18 protein-coding genes, 4 tRNA genes and 1 other RNA gene are annotated in these 13,509 nt (G+C 51.5%); 12 read left to right on the top strand and 11 right to left on the bottom strand.

Translation table 11 applies throughout. From position 1 onward, the window contains the following. On the top strand, window positions 1–384 hold the full coding sequence (locus MV421_RS04000) for a DUF2304 family protein (protein WP_297419895.1): 384 nt from the start codon (window positions 1–3) through the stop codon (window positions 382–384). Here the strand turns inward: MV421_RS04000 and MV421_RS03995 are convergent, their stop codons facing one another. Genes MV421_RS03995 through MV421_RS03985 form a run of 3 tightly spaced genes read right to left on the bottom strand, consistent with a single transcriptional unit; the run spans window position 385 to window position 2,083 of the window. Next, entirely contained in the window at window positions 385–921 is a 537-nt protein-coding gene (locus MV421_RS03995) for a cytidine/deoxycytidylate deaminase family protein (RefSeq protein WP_297419892.1), read from the bottom strand. A gap of 5 nt (window positions 922–926) precedes the next feature. Further along, on the bottom strand, window positions 927–1,718 hold the full coding sequence (locus MV421_RS03990) for a M48 family metalloprotease (RefSeq protein ID WP_366938858.1): 792 nt from the start codon (window positions 1,716–1,718) through the stop codon (window positions 927–929). Continuing rightward, window positions 1,718–2,083 carry a BlaI/MecI/CopY family transcriptional regulator gene (locus MV421_RS03985; protein ID WP_297517887.1) on the bottom strand — a complete coding sequence of 122 codons (366 nt, stop codon included), beginning with the start codon at window positions 2,081–2,083 and terminating at the stop codon, window positions 1,718–1,720. The genes MV421_RS03990 and MV421_RS03985 overlap by 1 nt, the downstream gene beginning before the upstream one ends. A gap of 110 nt (window positions 2,084–2,193) precedes the next feature. Here MV421_RS03985 and MV421_RS03980 point away from each other — a divergent pair. Then, window positions 2,194–2,271: transfer RNA gene (locus MV421_RS03980), tRNA-Arg, on the top strand. Between the two features lie 556 nt (window positions 2,272–2,827). On the opposite strand, the gene MV421_RS03975 is transcribed toward MV421_RS03980, so the two are convergent. From MV421_RS03975 to cgi121, 6 genes are all read right to left on the bottom strand, one after another. Beyond that, window positions 2,828–2,905: transfer RNA gene (locus tag MV421_RS03975), tRNA-Val, on the bottom strand. A 47-nt stretch (window positions 2,906–2,952) separates the two neighbouring features. Then, window positions 2,953–3,747, bottom strand: a complete 795-nt coding sequence (gene dph5, locus MV421_RS03970) for a diphthine synthase (RefSeq protein ID WP_297421730.1) — start codon at window positions 3,745–3,747, stop codon at window positions 2,953–2,955. Between the two features lie 34 nt (window positions 3,748–3,781). Continuing rightward, complete coding sequence (locus tag MV421_RS03965; protein ID WP_297421728.1) at window positions 3,782–4,111, bottom strand: hypothetical protein; 330 nt, start codon at window positions 4,109–4,111, stop codon at window positions 3,782–3,784. Further along, entirely contained in the window at window positions 4,101–5,306 is a 1,206-nt protein-coding gene (locus tag MV421_RS03960; RefSeq protein WP_297421726.1) for an MFS transporter, read from the bottom strand. Before MV421_RS03960 ends, MV421_RS03965 begins: the two co-directional genes overlap by 11 nt. A 48-nt stretch (window positions 5,307–5,354) precedes the next feature. Further along, entirely contained in the window at window positions 5,355–6,533 is a 1,179-nt protein-coding gene (locus MV421_RS03955; RefSeq protein ID WP_297421724.1) for a pyridoxal phosphate-dependent aminotransferase, read from the bottom strand. A gap of 86 nt (window positions 6,534–6,619) precedes the next feature. Beyond that, on the bottom strand, window positions 6,620–7,039 hold the full coding sequence (gene cgi121 / locus MV421_RS03950; protein WP_297503269.1) for a KEOPS complex subunit Cgi121: 420 nt from the start codon (window positions 7,037–7,039) through the stop codon (window positions 6,620–6,622). Between the two features lie 195 nt (window positions 7,040–7,234). On the opposite strand from cgi121, the gene MV421_RS03945 reads away from it, so the two are divergent. From MV421_RS03945 to MV421_RS03900, 10 genes are all read left to right on the top strand, one after another. After that, window positions 7,235–7,426, top strand: coding sequence for a ribbon-helix-helix domain-containing protein (locus MV421_RS03945; RefSeq protein ID WP_297421721.1), 192 nt, complete (start codon window positions 7,235–7,237; stop codon window positions 7,424–7,426). Window positions 7,427–7,497: 71 nt separating this feature from the next. Next, window positions 7,498–8,751, top strand: a complete 1,254-nt coding sequence (gene ftsZ / locus MV421_RS03940; RefSeq protein ID WP_297421719.1) for a cell division protein FtsZ — start codon at window positions 7,498–7,500, stop codon at window positions 8,749–8,751. 27 nt (window positions 8,752–8,778) lie between these two features. Then, on the top strand, window positions 8,779–9,549 hold the full coding sequence (locus MV421_RS03935) for a ParA family protein (protein ID WP_297421717.1): 771 nt from the start codon (window positions 8,779–8,781) through the stop codon (window positions 9,547–9,549). Further along, window positions 9,536–9,871 (top strand): CopG family transcriptional regulator, encoded by a 336-nt coding sequence (locus MV421_RS03930; protein ID WP_297421715.1) that lies wholly within the window; start codon window positions 9,536–9,538, stop codon window positions 9,869–9,871. The genes MV421_RS03935 and MV421_RS03930 overlap by 14 nt, the downstream gene beginning before the upstream one ends. A 200-nt stretch (window positions 9,872–10,071) precedes the next feature. Beyond that, an RNA gene (gene ffs, locus MV421_RS03925) (signal recognition particle sRNA) lies at window positions 10,072–10,385 on the top strand. A 79-nt stretch (window positions 10,386–10,464) separates the two neighbouring features. After that, on the top strand, window positions 10,465–11,367 hold the full coding sequence (locus tag MV421_RS03920) for a dihydroorotate dehydrogenase (RefSeq protein WP_297421713.1): 903 nt from the start codon (window positions 10,465–10,467) through the stop codon (window positions 11,365–11,367). 12 nt (window positions 11,368–11,379) lie between these two features. Beyond that, window positions 11,380–12,102: a 7-cyano-7-deazaguanine synthase QueC gene (queC, locus tag MV421_RS03915; protein WP_297421711.1), complete on the top strand. Its 723-nt coding sequence runs from the start codon at window positions 11,380–11,382 to the stop codon at window positions 12,100–12,102. 138 nt (window positions 12,103–12,240) lie between these two features. Next, window positions 12,241–12,489: a hypothetical protein gene (locus MV421_RS03910; RefSeq protein ID WP_297421708.1), complete on the top strand. Its 249-nt coding sequence runs from the start codon at window positions 12,241–12,243 to the stop codon at window positions 12,487–12,489. 90 nt (window positions 12,490–12,579) lie between these two features. Continuing rightward, window positions 12,580–12,656 (top strand) — tRNA-Phe (locus MV421_RS03905). A 17-nt stretch (window positions 12,657–12,673) separates the two neighbouring features. Next, window positions 12,674–12,751: transfer RNA gene (locus MV421_RS03900), tRNA-Gly, on the top strand. A gap of 332 nt (window positions 12,752–13,083) precedes the next feature. On the opposite strand, the gene MV421_RS03895 is transcribed toward MV421_RS03900, so the two are convergent. Continuing rightward, on the bottom strand, window positions 13,084–13,323 hold the full coding sequence (locus MV421_RS03895) for a hypothetical protein (RefSeq protein WP_297421706.1): 240 nt from the start codon (window positions 13,321–13,323) through the stop codon (window positions 13,084–13,086). Then, window positions 13,313–13,509 (bottom strand): hypothetical protein (locus tag MV421_RS03890; protein WP_297517878.1); only part of this gene is annotated, 197 nt, incomplete at its 5' end. The genes MV421_RS03890 and MV421_RS03895, both read right to left, overlap by 11 nt.

Genomic DNA, 13,509 nt, shown 5'->3' with positions numbered 1-13,509 from the left:
ATGTACGCGGTTCAATACCTGGCTATATCGGTCGTTGTTTTGCTGGCGGTCTACGTGTTGGGCAAGTACAATAAAGGAGAGTTCGAGTGGGGTGACTTCCTCTTCTGGGAAGCTATCTTGGTCGGCCTGCTGGTAGTTTCCATCTTCCCGGTTGAGATTGCCATTGAGATAAAGAACCTCCTTGGACTTGGCAGGGGCCTCGATGCCCTGTTCGTGATCTCCATCGGGCTTGCCTACATCATTGTGTTCAAGGTTTACATTGCTGTTGACAGGACCGAGCGTGAGATAACCGAGCTAACCAGAAAAATGGCCATTGAGCTCGAGGAGATGAACAGGAGGCTTATTGAAATCGAGCGCTCCATGAATGAGAAAAAAACGGAGTGATCACTCTGTGAACCCATCAAAAAGCTCCTCGAGAAAGAGCCTGACGCGCTTCTTTGGCAGTTTGAACTGCCTTATCTTCACTATCCCCTTCTTTTGGGCCTCTCTTAGGAGTATCTCCGTTGCTTCGTTTGGGTACATCTCCTCGTAGACTATCTCCTTTATGCCCGCGTTGACGACGAGCTTGAAGCAGGTGTCACAGGGAAAGTGGGTAACGTACAGCGTCGCTCCTTCCAGACTTATGCCCTTTCTTGCCGCCATCGCGATGACGTTCTGCTCCGCGTGAACGGCCCTGTGACAGTGACCGTCAACTATGAGACAGCCGACGTCGATGCAGTGCTCCATCCCCCTCGGCGCCCCGTTGTAACCGGTTGCCAAAATGTAGCCGTCTTTAACCGCAACGGCTCCAACCCTCAAACGCGGACAGGTTGCTCTAAGCGAGACGAGCTTTGCTATCAGCATGAAGTACTCGTCCTTTGTAGGTCTGATGCGCTTTATCCTCCCCGCCTTCTCTTCATCGAGCACTATCTCTACTCCCATACCCATCACTGGATGTGGTTCTTAATCATACGGTTGCCGTTTATCTCGATTATTATGCGGAGAACGCGCTCGTCGTAGCTTGGGTGCGTTTCAATTATCAGCGGTCTCTGCTTTTGTCTTCTCTCTATCGTCGGCTCGATGCTGGGCACGGCATTTGACCTCATACCCGTGCGGAGGTCCTCGTAGTACTTGAGCTCCTCAAGTGCGTGCTTGAGGCTCATTGGAGTTTTAAGAAGCCTGAGTGCAGCTTCGTCAGCTAGGAATTCCCTCTCCTTGTGGAATCTGGCCCATGCAATCTCATAAAGTCCTACAAGTGCCAGAGCAGACACGCTGAGGGTGGTATTCCTCGCCAGTACCATAAGGACGATGGTGAACACAAGCATGAGGTACCTACCATAGGCGAGGAGGGGAAATGTTCTGGTATCTCCGTTCTTTATGTGACCAATCTCATGGGCCGCTACCGCCAGTATCTCTTCTTGATCAAGCACTTCAAACAGCCCAAGCGAGAGCACCACCGCGTTTTTGAAGGAATATGCGGTTGGTATGTAGTCGTCGAGGAGGTAGATCCGGGGCATGGGTATGTTTGCTTTTCTGGTCATCTCGGCTATGCCATCGTAGAGCCACGGAATCTCAACCCTCTGGAGCGGGAGGTAGCGTCCTTTGATATCATAGGTTGAGGCCCAGGCGTAGAGGACCAGTACTGCCCCGAAAGCCACCAAGGATACTTTGATGCCAAGCTGAGTTAGGGTTATAGCCGCCAAGAGGACTTCTAGGAAGATGAGGAATAGCATCTCCATCACTTCTTGATCTTGGAGAGATAGGCGTAAGTTGCATCCCTAAAGTTGGACATGAGAGCATCGAGGATGCTCTGCACGATCTTCTCTTCGAACTCTTCCCGGGTGGAGGTTACGCTATATACGTACCTCATGCCTCCTCTTCCTGTTTCGACGCTTTTCTCAAGCAGTCCACGCTCGCAGAGCCTGTTCATAAGGATGCTTATTGTAGAGCGCCTTATATCTGGGTGCTTCCCCTTCATGACCTCGTAGACCTGCCCTGCGGTGGCCACTTTTATCTTCCACATGTGTTCCATAATCTCCGCTTCGAGGGGGGGTAGAACCGCCTTTATGCCGTCTTCCGTGAGCTTGAACTCTTGAGGTTTCATGAGCATTCCCCATAGTGTTTTGGTTGTCCGTGCTAAAAAGGTTTATGCTGTACTTTAAACGTTTCTGGGAATTATATTTTTAAAGGATTGTCGTGTATAGGTACCGGGGTGGGCCGGTGGCCTAGCATGGATGGGGCGTCGGCCTCCGGAGCCGAAGGTCGCGGGTTCAAATCCCGCCCGGCCCGCCATTCAGTCCTTGCAGAGCAAGCGCTGGCGGAAAAAGGAGGTGCCTTTCTACAAGTTACGTTCCTGAGAGGGTTTCTATTCACTTGGCTCTTCTGGAGAGTGTTTCACTACCTAAAGCGCCCTCCGGGTGCTGATTGAAGTCGAAACTGTTTGAATGGGTTAATTTAAGGTTGAACCCCTTGAAACTTGTCCTTTTTTAAGCGGAAGCATTTCAAATTTGCTCCACTAGAACTGGTTTAACTCTAGAATCGACGCCCGAAGGGCGTCAAAAGAAGGACAAACCCTCTCACCAATGACTCACTTTTTGAGATGCCAATATACAGGAGAATTCCTTTTTACGGGCTGTTTTGGATTGGATTTCCTTTATTATTGCTTGTTCTCAAGGAGTTCTTTTTCTTTGGCGCCCTTTGGACACTGTTGAGAGTAAATCTCCCTTGAAATGTTGAGATGAAAGCCTAACTAAAAGTGGAGACTTAAAAAACACGTACAGAAAGTTAATGGAACGTCGGAAATAATCAAACAACTTTCCGCCAGCGCTTTCGTCAGAAAGGGCTGTAATGGTGGGCCCGCGGGGACTTGAACCCCGGATCTCCACCGTGTGAGGGTGGCGTCATAACCAGTCTAGACCACGGGCCCATCCCGACATAATGCCCCAAAAAGGAGAATATAAAGCTTTCGCTGGCTCAGGTTTTTTCCAGTATTTCCTCCGGTGCGCCGGCGAATTCCACCAAGTACTCGGCCTCGACTATGTGCAATTTGCCGGGAACGACCATGACATGAGGCTGTCTACCAAAGTTCTCATTCATCATGTCCTTAACGTAGCCAGCCCTGAGAGTTGGGTTCAGGGATCCGGCTCTCGCCAGCACCACAACGAGAGTGTCCGGTGTGAAAACCCCGTCGCCTTTCATCTCTTCGATCTGAAGGAGTATCTCCATGGCCTCGTTGGCTGTCATGTAGCGGTTCTGCTCTGCCTTTATGTCGAGGAAGAGCATCGTGTGGAGGCCCCTCTCCAGGTTCTCCCTTATCACGTCGTAGTGACTTGTGGGGAACCAATTCTTCTCCGGGTAAGCTACCGTTGTGCTCTTGCCGAACTTGTAGATGTGCAGTCCGGTTATCGCTATGGCTGAGTATATGCTGGGTGCGTGGATGATGTAGCTCTTTATACCTGCCTTCTTAGCCCTTATGCGCAGGTCGGAGTGGGTTGTCGCAACCATTGGGTCACCTACGGTGAGAAACGCCACGTCCTTGCTCTTTGCCTCGTTCAGAACGTTTTTCTCAAAGTTAAGCTCCACGTCTTCCCTGTTGAGCCTATGTATTGACTTTCCTATCAGCTCTTCTATCCTGTTTATTGTTGTCCCGGCGAGCAGGGAGGTGTAGAACTCGGCAAAGACCACGTCGCATTTTCTAACAGTCTCAAGTCCCTTGAGTGTTATGTCCCTCTCGTCGTAGAGTCCAAGCCCTATGAAGTATATCGCCATCCTCTCACCGGGTCATTGGTGGTAACGCCCGTTTTTAAGCATGACCCTCTTTAAGTTCAGTTCTGACGTCTTCATCTGCAAGAACCACTAGAATGAGTGCTGAAAGGAGGGTCAAAGTAATGGCAGGGATTGAGAGGCCTACCATAACCCAAAGGAGGCCGAAGAGCATGTCCAAGAGTGTGAGATATGACGAGAGATCCACGGCGGTCTCATTCTCTTTCCATATGCCCACAGCAAGGAGGAGATGGATCGATCCGATGAAGCCGTATCCGAGCAGGCCCGAGGAACCGCCGAGGAGTCCGAGTCCGTAGAAAAATGTAGCAAGGAGGGAAAAAAAGGAGACCACCACGGGTTTAGGCCGCATTTCCGTACTCCTCCACGGGAAGCCTCATCTTCGCTGAGGCCAGCAGGAGGGCTATACCGAGCAGAGCCATGGCTAAGAAAATGACCATTCCCGTGGTAACTCCATGGACGAGTATGAACATGACGTTCGGGGCTACTGCGTTGGCGGAGTTGGAGATGAGTCCGAGTGCAAAGCTGGCCTCCGGGAATATCTCCCTGGGATAAGTGGCTGGGGCCGTTGTCCAGAACGCGGGTCCGGTTCCCTGAACGATGCCGGTTATGGCTAGGCCGAGCATCGCGAGGGCGTAGTCGTTGGCCAAGATGCTCTTCCAGACGACGAAGAGGCCTATGAATGTCACGACATAAGAGAGAGTCATGACGCTGACGATTGACTTGAAGAGTCCGCGATTGCTGGGGTTTCTGACGGAGAGGCGGTAGCCGAGGTAGCCCATGATTATCGACCAGAGGCCCATTGAAACCTCGAGCATCATAACGAGGTTGGCCACCTGCGAGCCCGAGAACTGGACGTTGTGAAGGGTAAACGAGCCGAGGGTGAAGATAATCCAGAGCGCAGGGAAGAAGGTGAAGCCAAAGACCCATGTGAAGGGCATCCTCCAGACGTTGGTTCCTTTGGCAGTGTGCTTTTCCTTTGGTATCTCAAAGTCCTCGACGAGTAGCCACCAGAGGGCAAGGATTAGGTACATAACAACCGCGGAGAGGAGGAACGCTGTTTTAACGGCTTCCCATCCTGCGTAGCTGTGGGAGGCCCAATTGGCAAGGCTTATTCCGTAGAGCCCTCCCCAGAAGATTCCCGAGAGAATTATGCCCTTTGCAAATGACCGCTCCGCTATGAAGAGGCGTCCAATCTGATTGCTAAAGACGGCTATGAGTGCGACTATGAAACCTTGGAAGAAGCGGAGTAAAACAACCACCCACCAGCTCCCCACGAAGGGAATTATGAACTGTGGTATCGCTGCAAAGCTTATTATCAGCGCGACACTCCGCTTGAAAGAACCCTTGAAGATGCTTGTACCGCCGAGGAGGAAGGCAACGAAGAGACCAACGACAAAGGCTGTCTGCTGGTAGCTCATGGCGGCCCCGGTTATGCCGTAGTGTGTTATAACTGCATCTTTGAACTTTTCAAGCATGTGCATCGTTCCAAAGCCTGACGTGAGGAGTATCGTGTTCATAAACACGGCGAGCCATTTTCTGTCCATTCTTATACCTCCCGAGTTTTAACCCGTAAGCGTGAATTAAAGTGGAAATCAGAGCTTTGAAAGGGCTTCGTTCATCCTGTTCATGGCCTCGAGAAGTTGCTCCTTACGCGTTGCGTAGCTTATCCTTACCCATCCCTCACCGGCCTTTCCGAAGGCAGTTCCCGGAATGACAACCACCCCGGCGTTCTCAAGGAGCCAGTTGGCAAAATCCTCACTTGTCATGTCAAGCCCGGGGTCTATCCTAGCCCAGATGTAGAATGCGCCTTTGGGTTTGAACGGCTCGATGTGGGGCATTTTGTTGAGCTCGTGGAGAACGAGCCTTCTCCTTTCTGCGTAAGTTCTGCGCATGGTTTCGAGGGCCTCCCAGCTTCTCCTGTCGCGGAGGGCAGTAATTCCGGCTATCTGGATAAAGGAGGTAACGTTCCCGATGACGTAGGCGTGGAGCTTTATCATATCTTTGATAACCTGATCCGGAGCTATGGTGAATCCTAGGCGCCAGCCGGTCATAGCAAAGGTCTTGGAGAAGCTGTTGGCAAGGATAGTGTTGTCCGGAGCGTATTTTATCATAGGATAATGCCTAGCATCATCGTAGAGAAAGTGCTCGTAAGGCTCGTCGCTCAGTATGTAGATGTTGTAATCTTCGGCTATGTCAGCTATTGCCTTGACGGTCTTCTTTTTGAGAACTGCACCGGTTGGATTGTTCGGATAGTTGACGACCAACATCCTGGTGCGCTTGGTTATGGCCTCAACAAGCTCGTCGGGGTCGACCTGAAACTCGTTCTCCTCACGAAGGGGGAGTCTAACTATCCCCGCCTCCGCTATCTTTGCATCTTCGACGTAGCAGACGAAGGCAGGATCAGGAATGATAACATCATCGTCCTGCTCAAGAAGGGTCTGAAAGGCGAGGTAAGTTGCCTCATAGGCTCCGGCGGTGACTATGATGTTATCCTGAGAAACATCCACACTGTAGTGGGCTTTGTAGTACTCGGCTATAGCCTCCCGAAACTCTGGAATACCTGCGTTGGGGGTGTAGTGGGTGTAGCCTTCGTCAAGCGCCCTTTTTGCAGCTTCCTTTATCACCTCTGGGGTGTCAAAATCTGGCTCACCTATCCCGAGCGAGATAACGTCCTCCATTCCCTTGGCCTTCTCAAACAGTTCCCTGATTTTGGAGCGCTGGAGAAGGTTTATCCTCCCTGCAAGGAAGTATTTGCGTTTTTTGTATCTCATGATAGCATCACCTCAAGCAGTGCAAGAGTTAAGGATGAATTTTATAAATCTATCCAACAGGGAAAACGCCCAATGCATTATCCACTCTATAAAACTTCGACTAGAGCGGCTTTCTCTAGAAGATTCTTCAGAACATCCCATCCACATCTGGAAAGTGGCTTTTCCCTGAGGTGGAATCTTTCCATGACTTCCGAAGCCTCCCCTGAGTTTCCGAACACCACGAGATAGTTCTCGCCGTTGGCCGCCCCATATTTTCGTATAGCTTCATTAATCTGCAGGATTCCCGCGAGCCTCAGGAGAAGCTCTCCTCCGAGGGTGCGGGCGTGGTTGGTGCCTCTATTAAACGATCTAACCGCCAAAATGGTTGCAAAGGTGACCTGTTCATAGCACTGAGCCCGGACGAGCTGGACGTCCGCCCCGAGAGAAGGTATCACCTTCTCGACATCCTCGACCTCCACGAGGGATATATAAACATTTTCGCCTACTTTCTCCATTTCTATCCCCACTCGTGCCATTGCTCTGGGTATTAAAACCCTTCCGTGCGGTTGGCACATACGTTATATAAAATTTTAAGTTTTTTGGATAAACTTAAAAAATTTTATGTAAATCATATTAAGACAATATTATTAAGCAAGCGCAAAGTATTTAACTAATTAAATCGCTATTTAATTTAGCGGCTTAGTGAACTAGGTGGTGCAGAGATGGCCAAAATGCGTATCATCAGCGTTCAGCTTCCTCAGGGGCTTGTTAACGCAATGGATCAGCTCGTTAGAAGGGGTGTCTACCCTAGCAGGAGCGAGATAATAAGGGAGGCAATTCGCGAGCTTTTGAAGAGGGAGCTTTACCAGCTGGAAACTGAGGAACGTTCCACTCCCGAGTACATACTGAAATAAATACTTGGAATAAAGCCGCTTAAATCAGTCGTTTAAATCCCGGAAGTGAAATGGCACAGGGGGTTGGGGTGATGGTGTTTAAACTGCTTGAACAGGCCGGCATCAAACTAGACTTAGACGACGATAATAACATCAAGAACTTTGAGGACTTTTCGAATGAGGACCTCGAAGGCCTTATAAAAATTGCAATAGTAGGCGTTGGTGGGTCCGGCAACAACACCCTGACTAGGCTTTTTGAGCTTGGTGTCCAGGGTGCAGAGCTTATAGCAATGAATACGGATGCTCAGCATCTCGCCAGAATAAAGGCCCATAAAAAGCTTCTCCTTGGGAAGGAGATAACCCAAGGTAAGGGGTCCGGTGGAAACCCAGAGACAGGCTACCGTGCCGCGGAAGCAAGCGCCCATGAGATTGCTGAAACCATCGGTGACGTTGATCTTGTTTTCATTACCGCAGGTATGGGCAACGGTACGGGAACCGGGGCCGCACCAGTTGTGGCGAAGGTGATAAAGGAGCGTGCTAGGCATAACGGCCGCTTTAGGGAGCCGCTCGTTGTCAGTGTTGTCACTTACCCGTTCAGGAATGAGGGCAAGATAAGGATAGAGAAGGCCAAAGCGGGCATAAAGGCCCTCATGTACTACTCGGACACCGTCATCATAATTGAGAACGACAAACTCCTCAAGCTCGTTCCGAAGCTTCCCATCAACGCGGCTTTCCGCTTTGCCGATGAGATAATAGCCAGGATGGTCAAGGGGATTACCGAGACCATAAAACTCCCATCTATGGTCAACATTGACTTTGCAGATGTTTACAGTGTCATGCACAACGGTGGGGCCGCTCTGATTGGGATTGGTGAGAGTGACTCCAGCAACAGGGCTGTTGATGCTGTCAAGAACGCCCTCGAGAACAAGATGCTTGAGGTGGAATACGGGAGTGGAGACAAGGCACTCGTTCACTTTACGGTCGGACCGGATGTTAGTCTCGGTGAGATAAACGACGCCATGAACATCGTCTACGAGAAGCTTGGAGAGAAGAGTGAAATCAAGTGGGGTGCGAGACTCGATGATGACATGGGTAAAGTTGTCCGTGCCATGGTCATTATGACCGGTGTTAAAAGCCCGCACATCCTCGGCGGAGAGCACGCCCTCCAGGTCGGCTCCTCATCGGACAACCTACTTCCAATGAGACAGGTCAAACCGTTTGAAAGCCCGAGGAGTGAGGATTTTAACAGGATATTCAGCACACTCTCTGGCAAGCCCGAGGGGAGACAGAATGGCTTGTCTCCGGAGCTTAGAAGGGTTCTAGATGACTTCCCGGATCTTTCCTGACCTTTTATCATTTGATCAGGTGGTTCCATGGCAGTAGTGATTAGTGTAGCCAATCAGAAGGGTGGGGTCGGAAAGACGACCCTCACGATGAACCTCGCCTACGCCCTGACAGACATGGGGAAGAGGGTTCTTCTGGTTGACATAGATCCTCAGTTCAATCTCACCTTTGGATTTATAGGTATGGACGTCCTCCAGTACGGCGATAGAAACGTTGGAACGCTTATGACGAGAGACAGCGATATAGGAGAAACGATAGTTAAGGTGCACGAGAACATTGACCTCATACCGAGCCATCTCAACCTCTCCGCTAAGGAGATAGAGATAATCAACACCTACAACCGCGAGAGAAGGCTTGAGAAAGCGTTAACTCCAATCCTGCCTGACTATGACTACGTCTTCATAGACAACCCGCCGAGTATGGGCATCTTCCTCGTCAACTCGCTGACCGCCTCGGACTACGTGCTCATTCCGCTGGAGCTCAGCTACTTTGGTGTCATCGGAATGCAACTCATGTTCAATCTGATGCGCATGATACGCGAGGAGACCAACGAGAACCTCAAGCTGCTCGGCCTCGTCCCTAACAAGTTCACCCGCCAGACCAAGGTTCCGAAGATGCGCCTCAAGGAGTTGAAGGAGACCTACCCCGACGCGCCGATACTAACGACGATTCCGAAGGCAATAGCCCTCGAGAAGGCTCAGAGCCAGGGCGTTAGTATATTTGAGTTCGATGGCAAAGGTAGGGCCGCGAAGGCCTTCTCAAAGCTGGCTAAAGAGGTGGTCGAGATTGTCGAGGGATAAAATTCCCAAACTGTTTGACGGTTCTGTTAACGAGCTTACCCGACCTTCTAAGCCAAAGGGAGAGGATAAGGCCATCAAATCTGACCTTAAGAAGGAGAAAATGCAGAAGACCCTCTACATAAGTAGGGATATGAACAAGAAGCTCATCGAACTCTATGGCGAAGAGGGGAGGCGGCAAAGCGTCATCGTTGAGGATGCGATGAATCTCTACTACTACCTTAAGCTTGCTCTCGGCGAGAAAAAGTTCAACGAACTTCTCAGCGCGGTTAAGAGAGAGGACCCCGAGTTCCTAAGGGATTACCTGCTCAAATTTAAGTCCTGACGATTATTTCCTTCAATAAACGGCTCCAATAATGTGGTTTAATAAGTGCTTCACCCAGCGGGCTTAAATAACACCTATAAAATCAGGGGCTAAAATCAGTCATCAAATTACACAAAGCTCACAACTTCTTCTCAGAGTTCCAAAGCTAGCTCGCATAACGGACCAAAGCTTTATATATCGGCAGGGGTTAAGTTAGCTGGCGGCGGGCTAGGCTGGGGGGTTCGGCGTCCCCTGCAACCGGAAACCGTCGATATGCCGGGGTCGAAGCCCGGGGGGCGGTTCCCGAAGCCGCCCGCGGAAACCGGGGTGCAACGATGAACCCTCGTCCCGGGGGGCCGGCGGTGGGTGAGGTTCGGCTGGAGGGCCGGACTAACACCCTTTACCCGCTGAACCCCGCCAGGCCCGGAAGGGAGCAACGGTAGGCGGGACGTGCGGCGCTTCTGGGGTAGCGGGGGTGAGCGAGCCCCGGTGGAAACGGGCGGTGGAGGGTTCCCACCTCCGGGCGCGCCCGCCGCCACTAAAGAGAGTTTTTCGGTTTTTATAATGGGCAAAAACTTAATAGACCAGCGCTCTTTTGACATTGAGGTGTCCGCATGACTAGCCTTGAGGTCAAGCTTTTCGGGGTAAGGTTCGAGAACCCACTTATTCTCGCATCAGGAATAAATGACAAGATGCCAGAGCAGTGGATAAGAGCGCATGAAGAGGGCGCAGGAGGCGTCGTTACGAAGTCCATCGGAATCGAACAGAGGAGAGGCTATGACAATCCCACGATAGTAGAGTTGCCCTATGGCCTGATAAACGCGATGGGCCTTCCAAACCCCGGTTGGAAGGGCTTCCTTGAGATGGTGAAGGGATACGAGTTTGATTTTCCGCTTATAGTGTCCATCTTCGGTGGAACGCCGGAGGAGTTCGCTTTTCTGGCGGAGAAGCTGAGCGACGTTGCCGATGCCTTCGAGCTGAACCTCAGCTGTCCCCACGCTAAGGGCTACGGCATGGAGATCGGTCAAAGGCCGGAGAACGTCTACGAGGTCGTTAAAGCGGTCAAGGACGCGACCGATAAGCCCGTTATAGCGAAACTCACACCCAATACCGACGACATAACGAGATTAGGTCTAGCGGCTGAAAGGGCCGGTGCCGACGCCGTCTCGGCCATAAACACCCTGAAGGCGATAGCGATTGACATCTACGCGAGGAAGCCGATACTGAGCAATAGGGTTGGTGGCTACTCCGGACCGGGGATTAAGCCCGTCTCTCTGAGGGCCGTTTACGACCTCGCGAGGGTCCTTGACATCCCGGTCATCGGAATTGGTGGCATAACGACGTGGCAGGACGCGGTCGAGTTCCTCTTGGCTGGAGCCTCAGCTCTCCAGATAGGAACTGCCACTTCCCTCCGTGGTTGGAAGGTCTTCAGGGAGATAAGCAAAGGCATCAGAGCTTACCTTGAGGAGGAGGACTTTTCGAGTGTGAGGGAAGTAGTGGGCCTGGCCCTTGAGTGAGGGGGTGAAGGAATGAAGCGGCGTGCAGTCGTTCTGTTTTCGGGCGGACTGGACTCAACGGCCTGCCTCTACTGGGCTAAAAAGAACTACGACGAGATAATAATGCTCACGGTCAACTACGGCAGCAACGAGGAGAAGGTAACCAACAGGGTTGCGGAGTTCTTCTCGAAGGAGCTAAATGTCCCGCTAAAGATAGTTTGCCTCGACTTCCTCGAGGAGTTTTCCAAGCTCCGAGGGACGACCCTCGTCGGCGGGGAGACACCGAAGGTTTCGGCAAAAGAGCTGGGGGATATGAACGTTGCGCAGGAAACGGCCAAGAGCGTCTGGGTCCCAGCGCGAAACATTGCCCTCATAAGCGTCGCCGCTTCCCTCCTTGACGCCCTCGGCGGTGGAGATATTGTAGTGGGTTTCAACGCAGAGGAAGGGGCTACCTTCCCAGACAACACGCCCGAGTTCGTGGAGAGGGCAAACGAGATGCTTCGCTACGGGGCCATGGCGGGAGTGAAGGTGGTCGCCCCGCTCATAGACCTCGACAAAAAGGGCATAGCGAGGCTCTTGGAGGAACTGGACGCGAAGTACGAGTACTCCAACTCCTGCTACATGCCGAAGGGCTTCACCAGGGACGGGAAGCCGATACACTGTGGGGAGTGCGAGAGCTGTGTGAGGAGGCACCGCGGACTTATGGAGGCCCTCGGGGAGGACAGGACAGTCTACGCGGTTGAGCCGAAGATTTAGACATGTTCCTTCTTTTCTTAATTTCCAGCCTTATCGTACAAACGTTTTTATGGTCGCCCGTTTATCTTTTTCTCTTGAAAACCTCGCCGTTCACGACGGGGAGGAGGTCAGCTAAATCGGGATTTAGGGGGATGAAAAATGAATATGGTAAAAGTTCGAGCTGTTCTCTCCACGGTTCTACTTGCGGTCTTCATTGGCGTCCTGTTCGTCACGGTCGGCGTGCTCTACACTACCAAGGCAGGGCATCCGTTCTTCGGAATGACCAAATCCCAGCTCTTTAGGATCAGGAACGTTTTAGGTCCCTTAATGAACGCCTTGATAATAGTCCACCTGACTCTCAACTGGGGAATTTACAAGAGGGAGCTTACGGTGCTCTTCAGGAAATGAGTCCCTGAATCTGGGCTTAATTGTCATGACGGTGGGTTGCCACCCACCGCAAGATTTATAAATCCGCTCTGGCCTTTTATCTTTGGACGTGGGGCGGTAGCTCAGCCTGGGAGAGCGCCGGACTGAAGATCCGGGTGTCGGGGGTTCAAATCCCCCTCGCCCCACCACTTTCTAAACCCTCAATGCGGTGGTAGTCTAGCCTGGTCTAGGACACCGGCCTCCCAAGCCGGTAACCCGGGTTCGAATCCCGGCCACCGCACCACAACAGTCCCTACAGAGCAAGCGCTGGCGGAAGTTTGAGTACATTTTGAAGTGTGCTCTTTTATGGGTGGGGTTCTTATTCACTTGCCTTTGGGGAAGTTTCATCTGTTAAAACGGCGTCCAAAGGATGCCAATAATAAAGTTGAAATTGTTCAGCGGGTTTGATTTAAAGTTAAACCATGTGCTACTTGTACCTGAGTAGTGCATAACTAATGTCTTGCTCCCTCATGAGAAGGGTTCTCTTTGGTCAAACTTTGCAGTGCAAGGTTTGTTCGCCTGCGTGATGTTGGAGCGAAGCTCCAACGCAAGGGACGATAGTCCCGTTGAGTTTGATCAGGGTTCGTGATTCTTATCCGAATTGGGGCATTTTTGAGTGGATTCGAGTTTTTTTAGCGCTCCGAAGGGGCACGGTGGGAATGAATCGCTTGAAAAAGACTCTCCAGCAAAAATCCGCTCATTAACCCTACCGATCCCACTTAAAACCTTCAAGATTGAGACGTCTTTGGAGGAATCACAAACTTTTGGTGAAGCTTTTTTCTCAAAAGCTTCAACACCGCTTTCACTACCGTTCAAGCGTCCTCTCAAAAACCGCCTTGAGCGGTTTGAAACTCATTGAGTGGCCGCTAAAGCAGTAACCCAATCCGCTCTGCGGTAGGGGTAATGGGCACGAGACCGTGCCCTCGGGCTGAACCGAAACCGGCAACGGGAGTAGGTGGATGAGTGCCCGTAAACCTTCCCGCGTTTGGTTTAACTCGTTGG

Source organism: Thermococcus sp., from assembly GCF_027023865.1.
In the GTDB taxonomy this organism is placed as follows: Archaea; Methanobacteriota_B; Thermococci; order Thermococcales; family Thermococcaceae; genus Thermococcus.
Note: the sequence above shows the minus strand (reverse complement) of the source record. Positions and strands in the feature narration are given on the sequence as shown.

Coding starts and splice junctions, on each gene's coding strand:
- ftsZ (WP_297421719.1), top strand. CDS start 7,498: ATGGTGTTTAAACTGCTTGAACAGGCCGGCATCAAACTAGACTTAGAC.
- MV421_RS03945 (WP_297421721.1), top strand. CDS start 7,235: ATGGCCAAAATGCGTATCATCAGCGTTCAGCTTCCTCAGGGGCTTGTT.
- dph5 (WP_297421730.1), bottom strand. CDS start 3,747: ATGGCGATATACTTCATAGGGCTTGGACTCTACGACGAGAGGGACATA.
- queC (WP_297421711.1), top strand. CDS start 11,380: ATGAAGCGGCGTGCAGTCGTTCTGTTTTCGGGCGGACTGGACTCAACG.
- MV421_RS03955 (WP_297421724.1), bottom strand. CDS start 6,533: ATGAGATACAAAAAACGCAAATACTTCCTTGCAGGGAGGATAAACCTT.
- MV421_RS03910 (WP_297421708.1), top strand. CDS start 12,241: ATGAATATGGTAAAAGTTCGAGCTGTTCTCTCCACGGTTCTACTTGCG.
- MV421_RS03985 (WP_297517887.1), bottom strand. CDS start 2,083: ATGAAACCTCAAGAGTTCAAGCTCACGGAAGACGGCATAAAGGCGGTT.
- MV421_RS03995 (WP_297419892.1), bottom strand. CDS start 921: ATGGGAGTAGAGATAGTGCTCGATGAAGAGAAGGCGGGGAGGATAAAG.
- MV421_RS03920 (WP_297421713.1), top strand. CDS start 10,465: ATGACTAGCCTTGAGGTCAAGCTTTTCGGGGTAAGGTTCGAGAACCCA.
- MV421_RS04000 (WP_297419895.1), top strand. CDS start 1: ATGTACGCGGTTCAATACCTGGCTATATCGGTCGTTGTTTTGCTGGCG.
- MV421_RS03935 (WP_297421717.1), top strand. CDS start 8,779: ATGGCAGTAGTGATTAGTGTAGCCAATCAGAAGGGTGGGGTCGGAAAG.
- MV421_RS03990 (WP_366938858.1), bottom strand. CDS start 1,718: ATGGAGATGCTATTCCTCATCTTCCTAGAAGTCCTCTTGGCGGCTATA.
- MV421_RS03965 (WP_297421728.1), bottom strand. CDS start 4,111: ATGCGGCCTAAACCCGTGGTGGTCTCCTTTTTTTCCCTCCTTGCTACA.
- MV421_RS03960 (WP_297421726.1), bottom strand. CDS start 5,306: ATGGACAGAAAATGGCTCGCCGTGTTTATGAACACGATACTCCTCACG.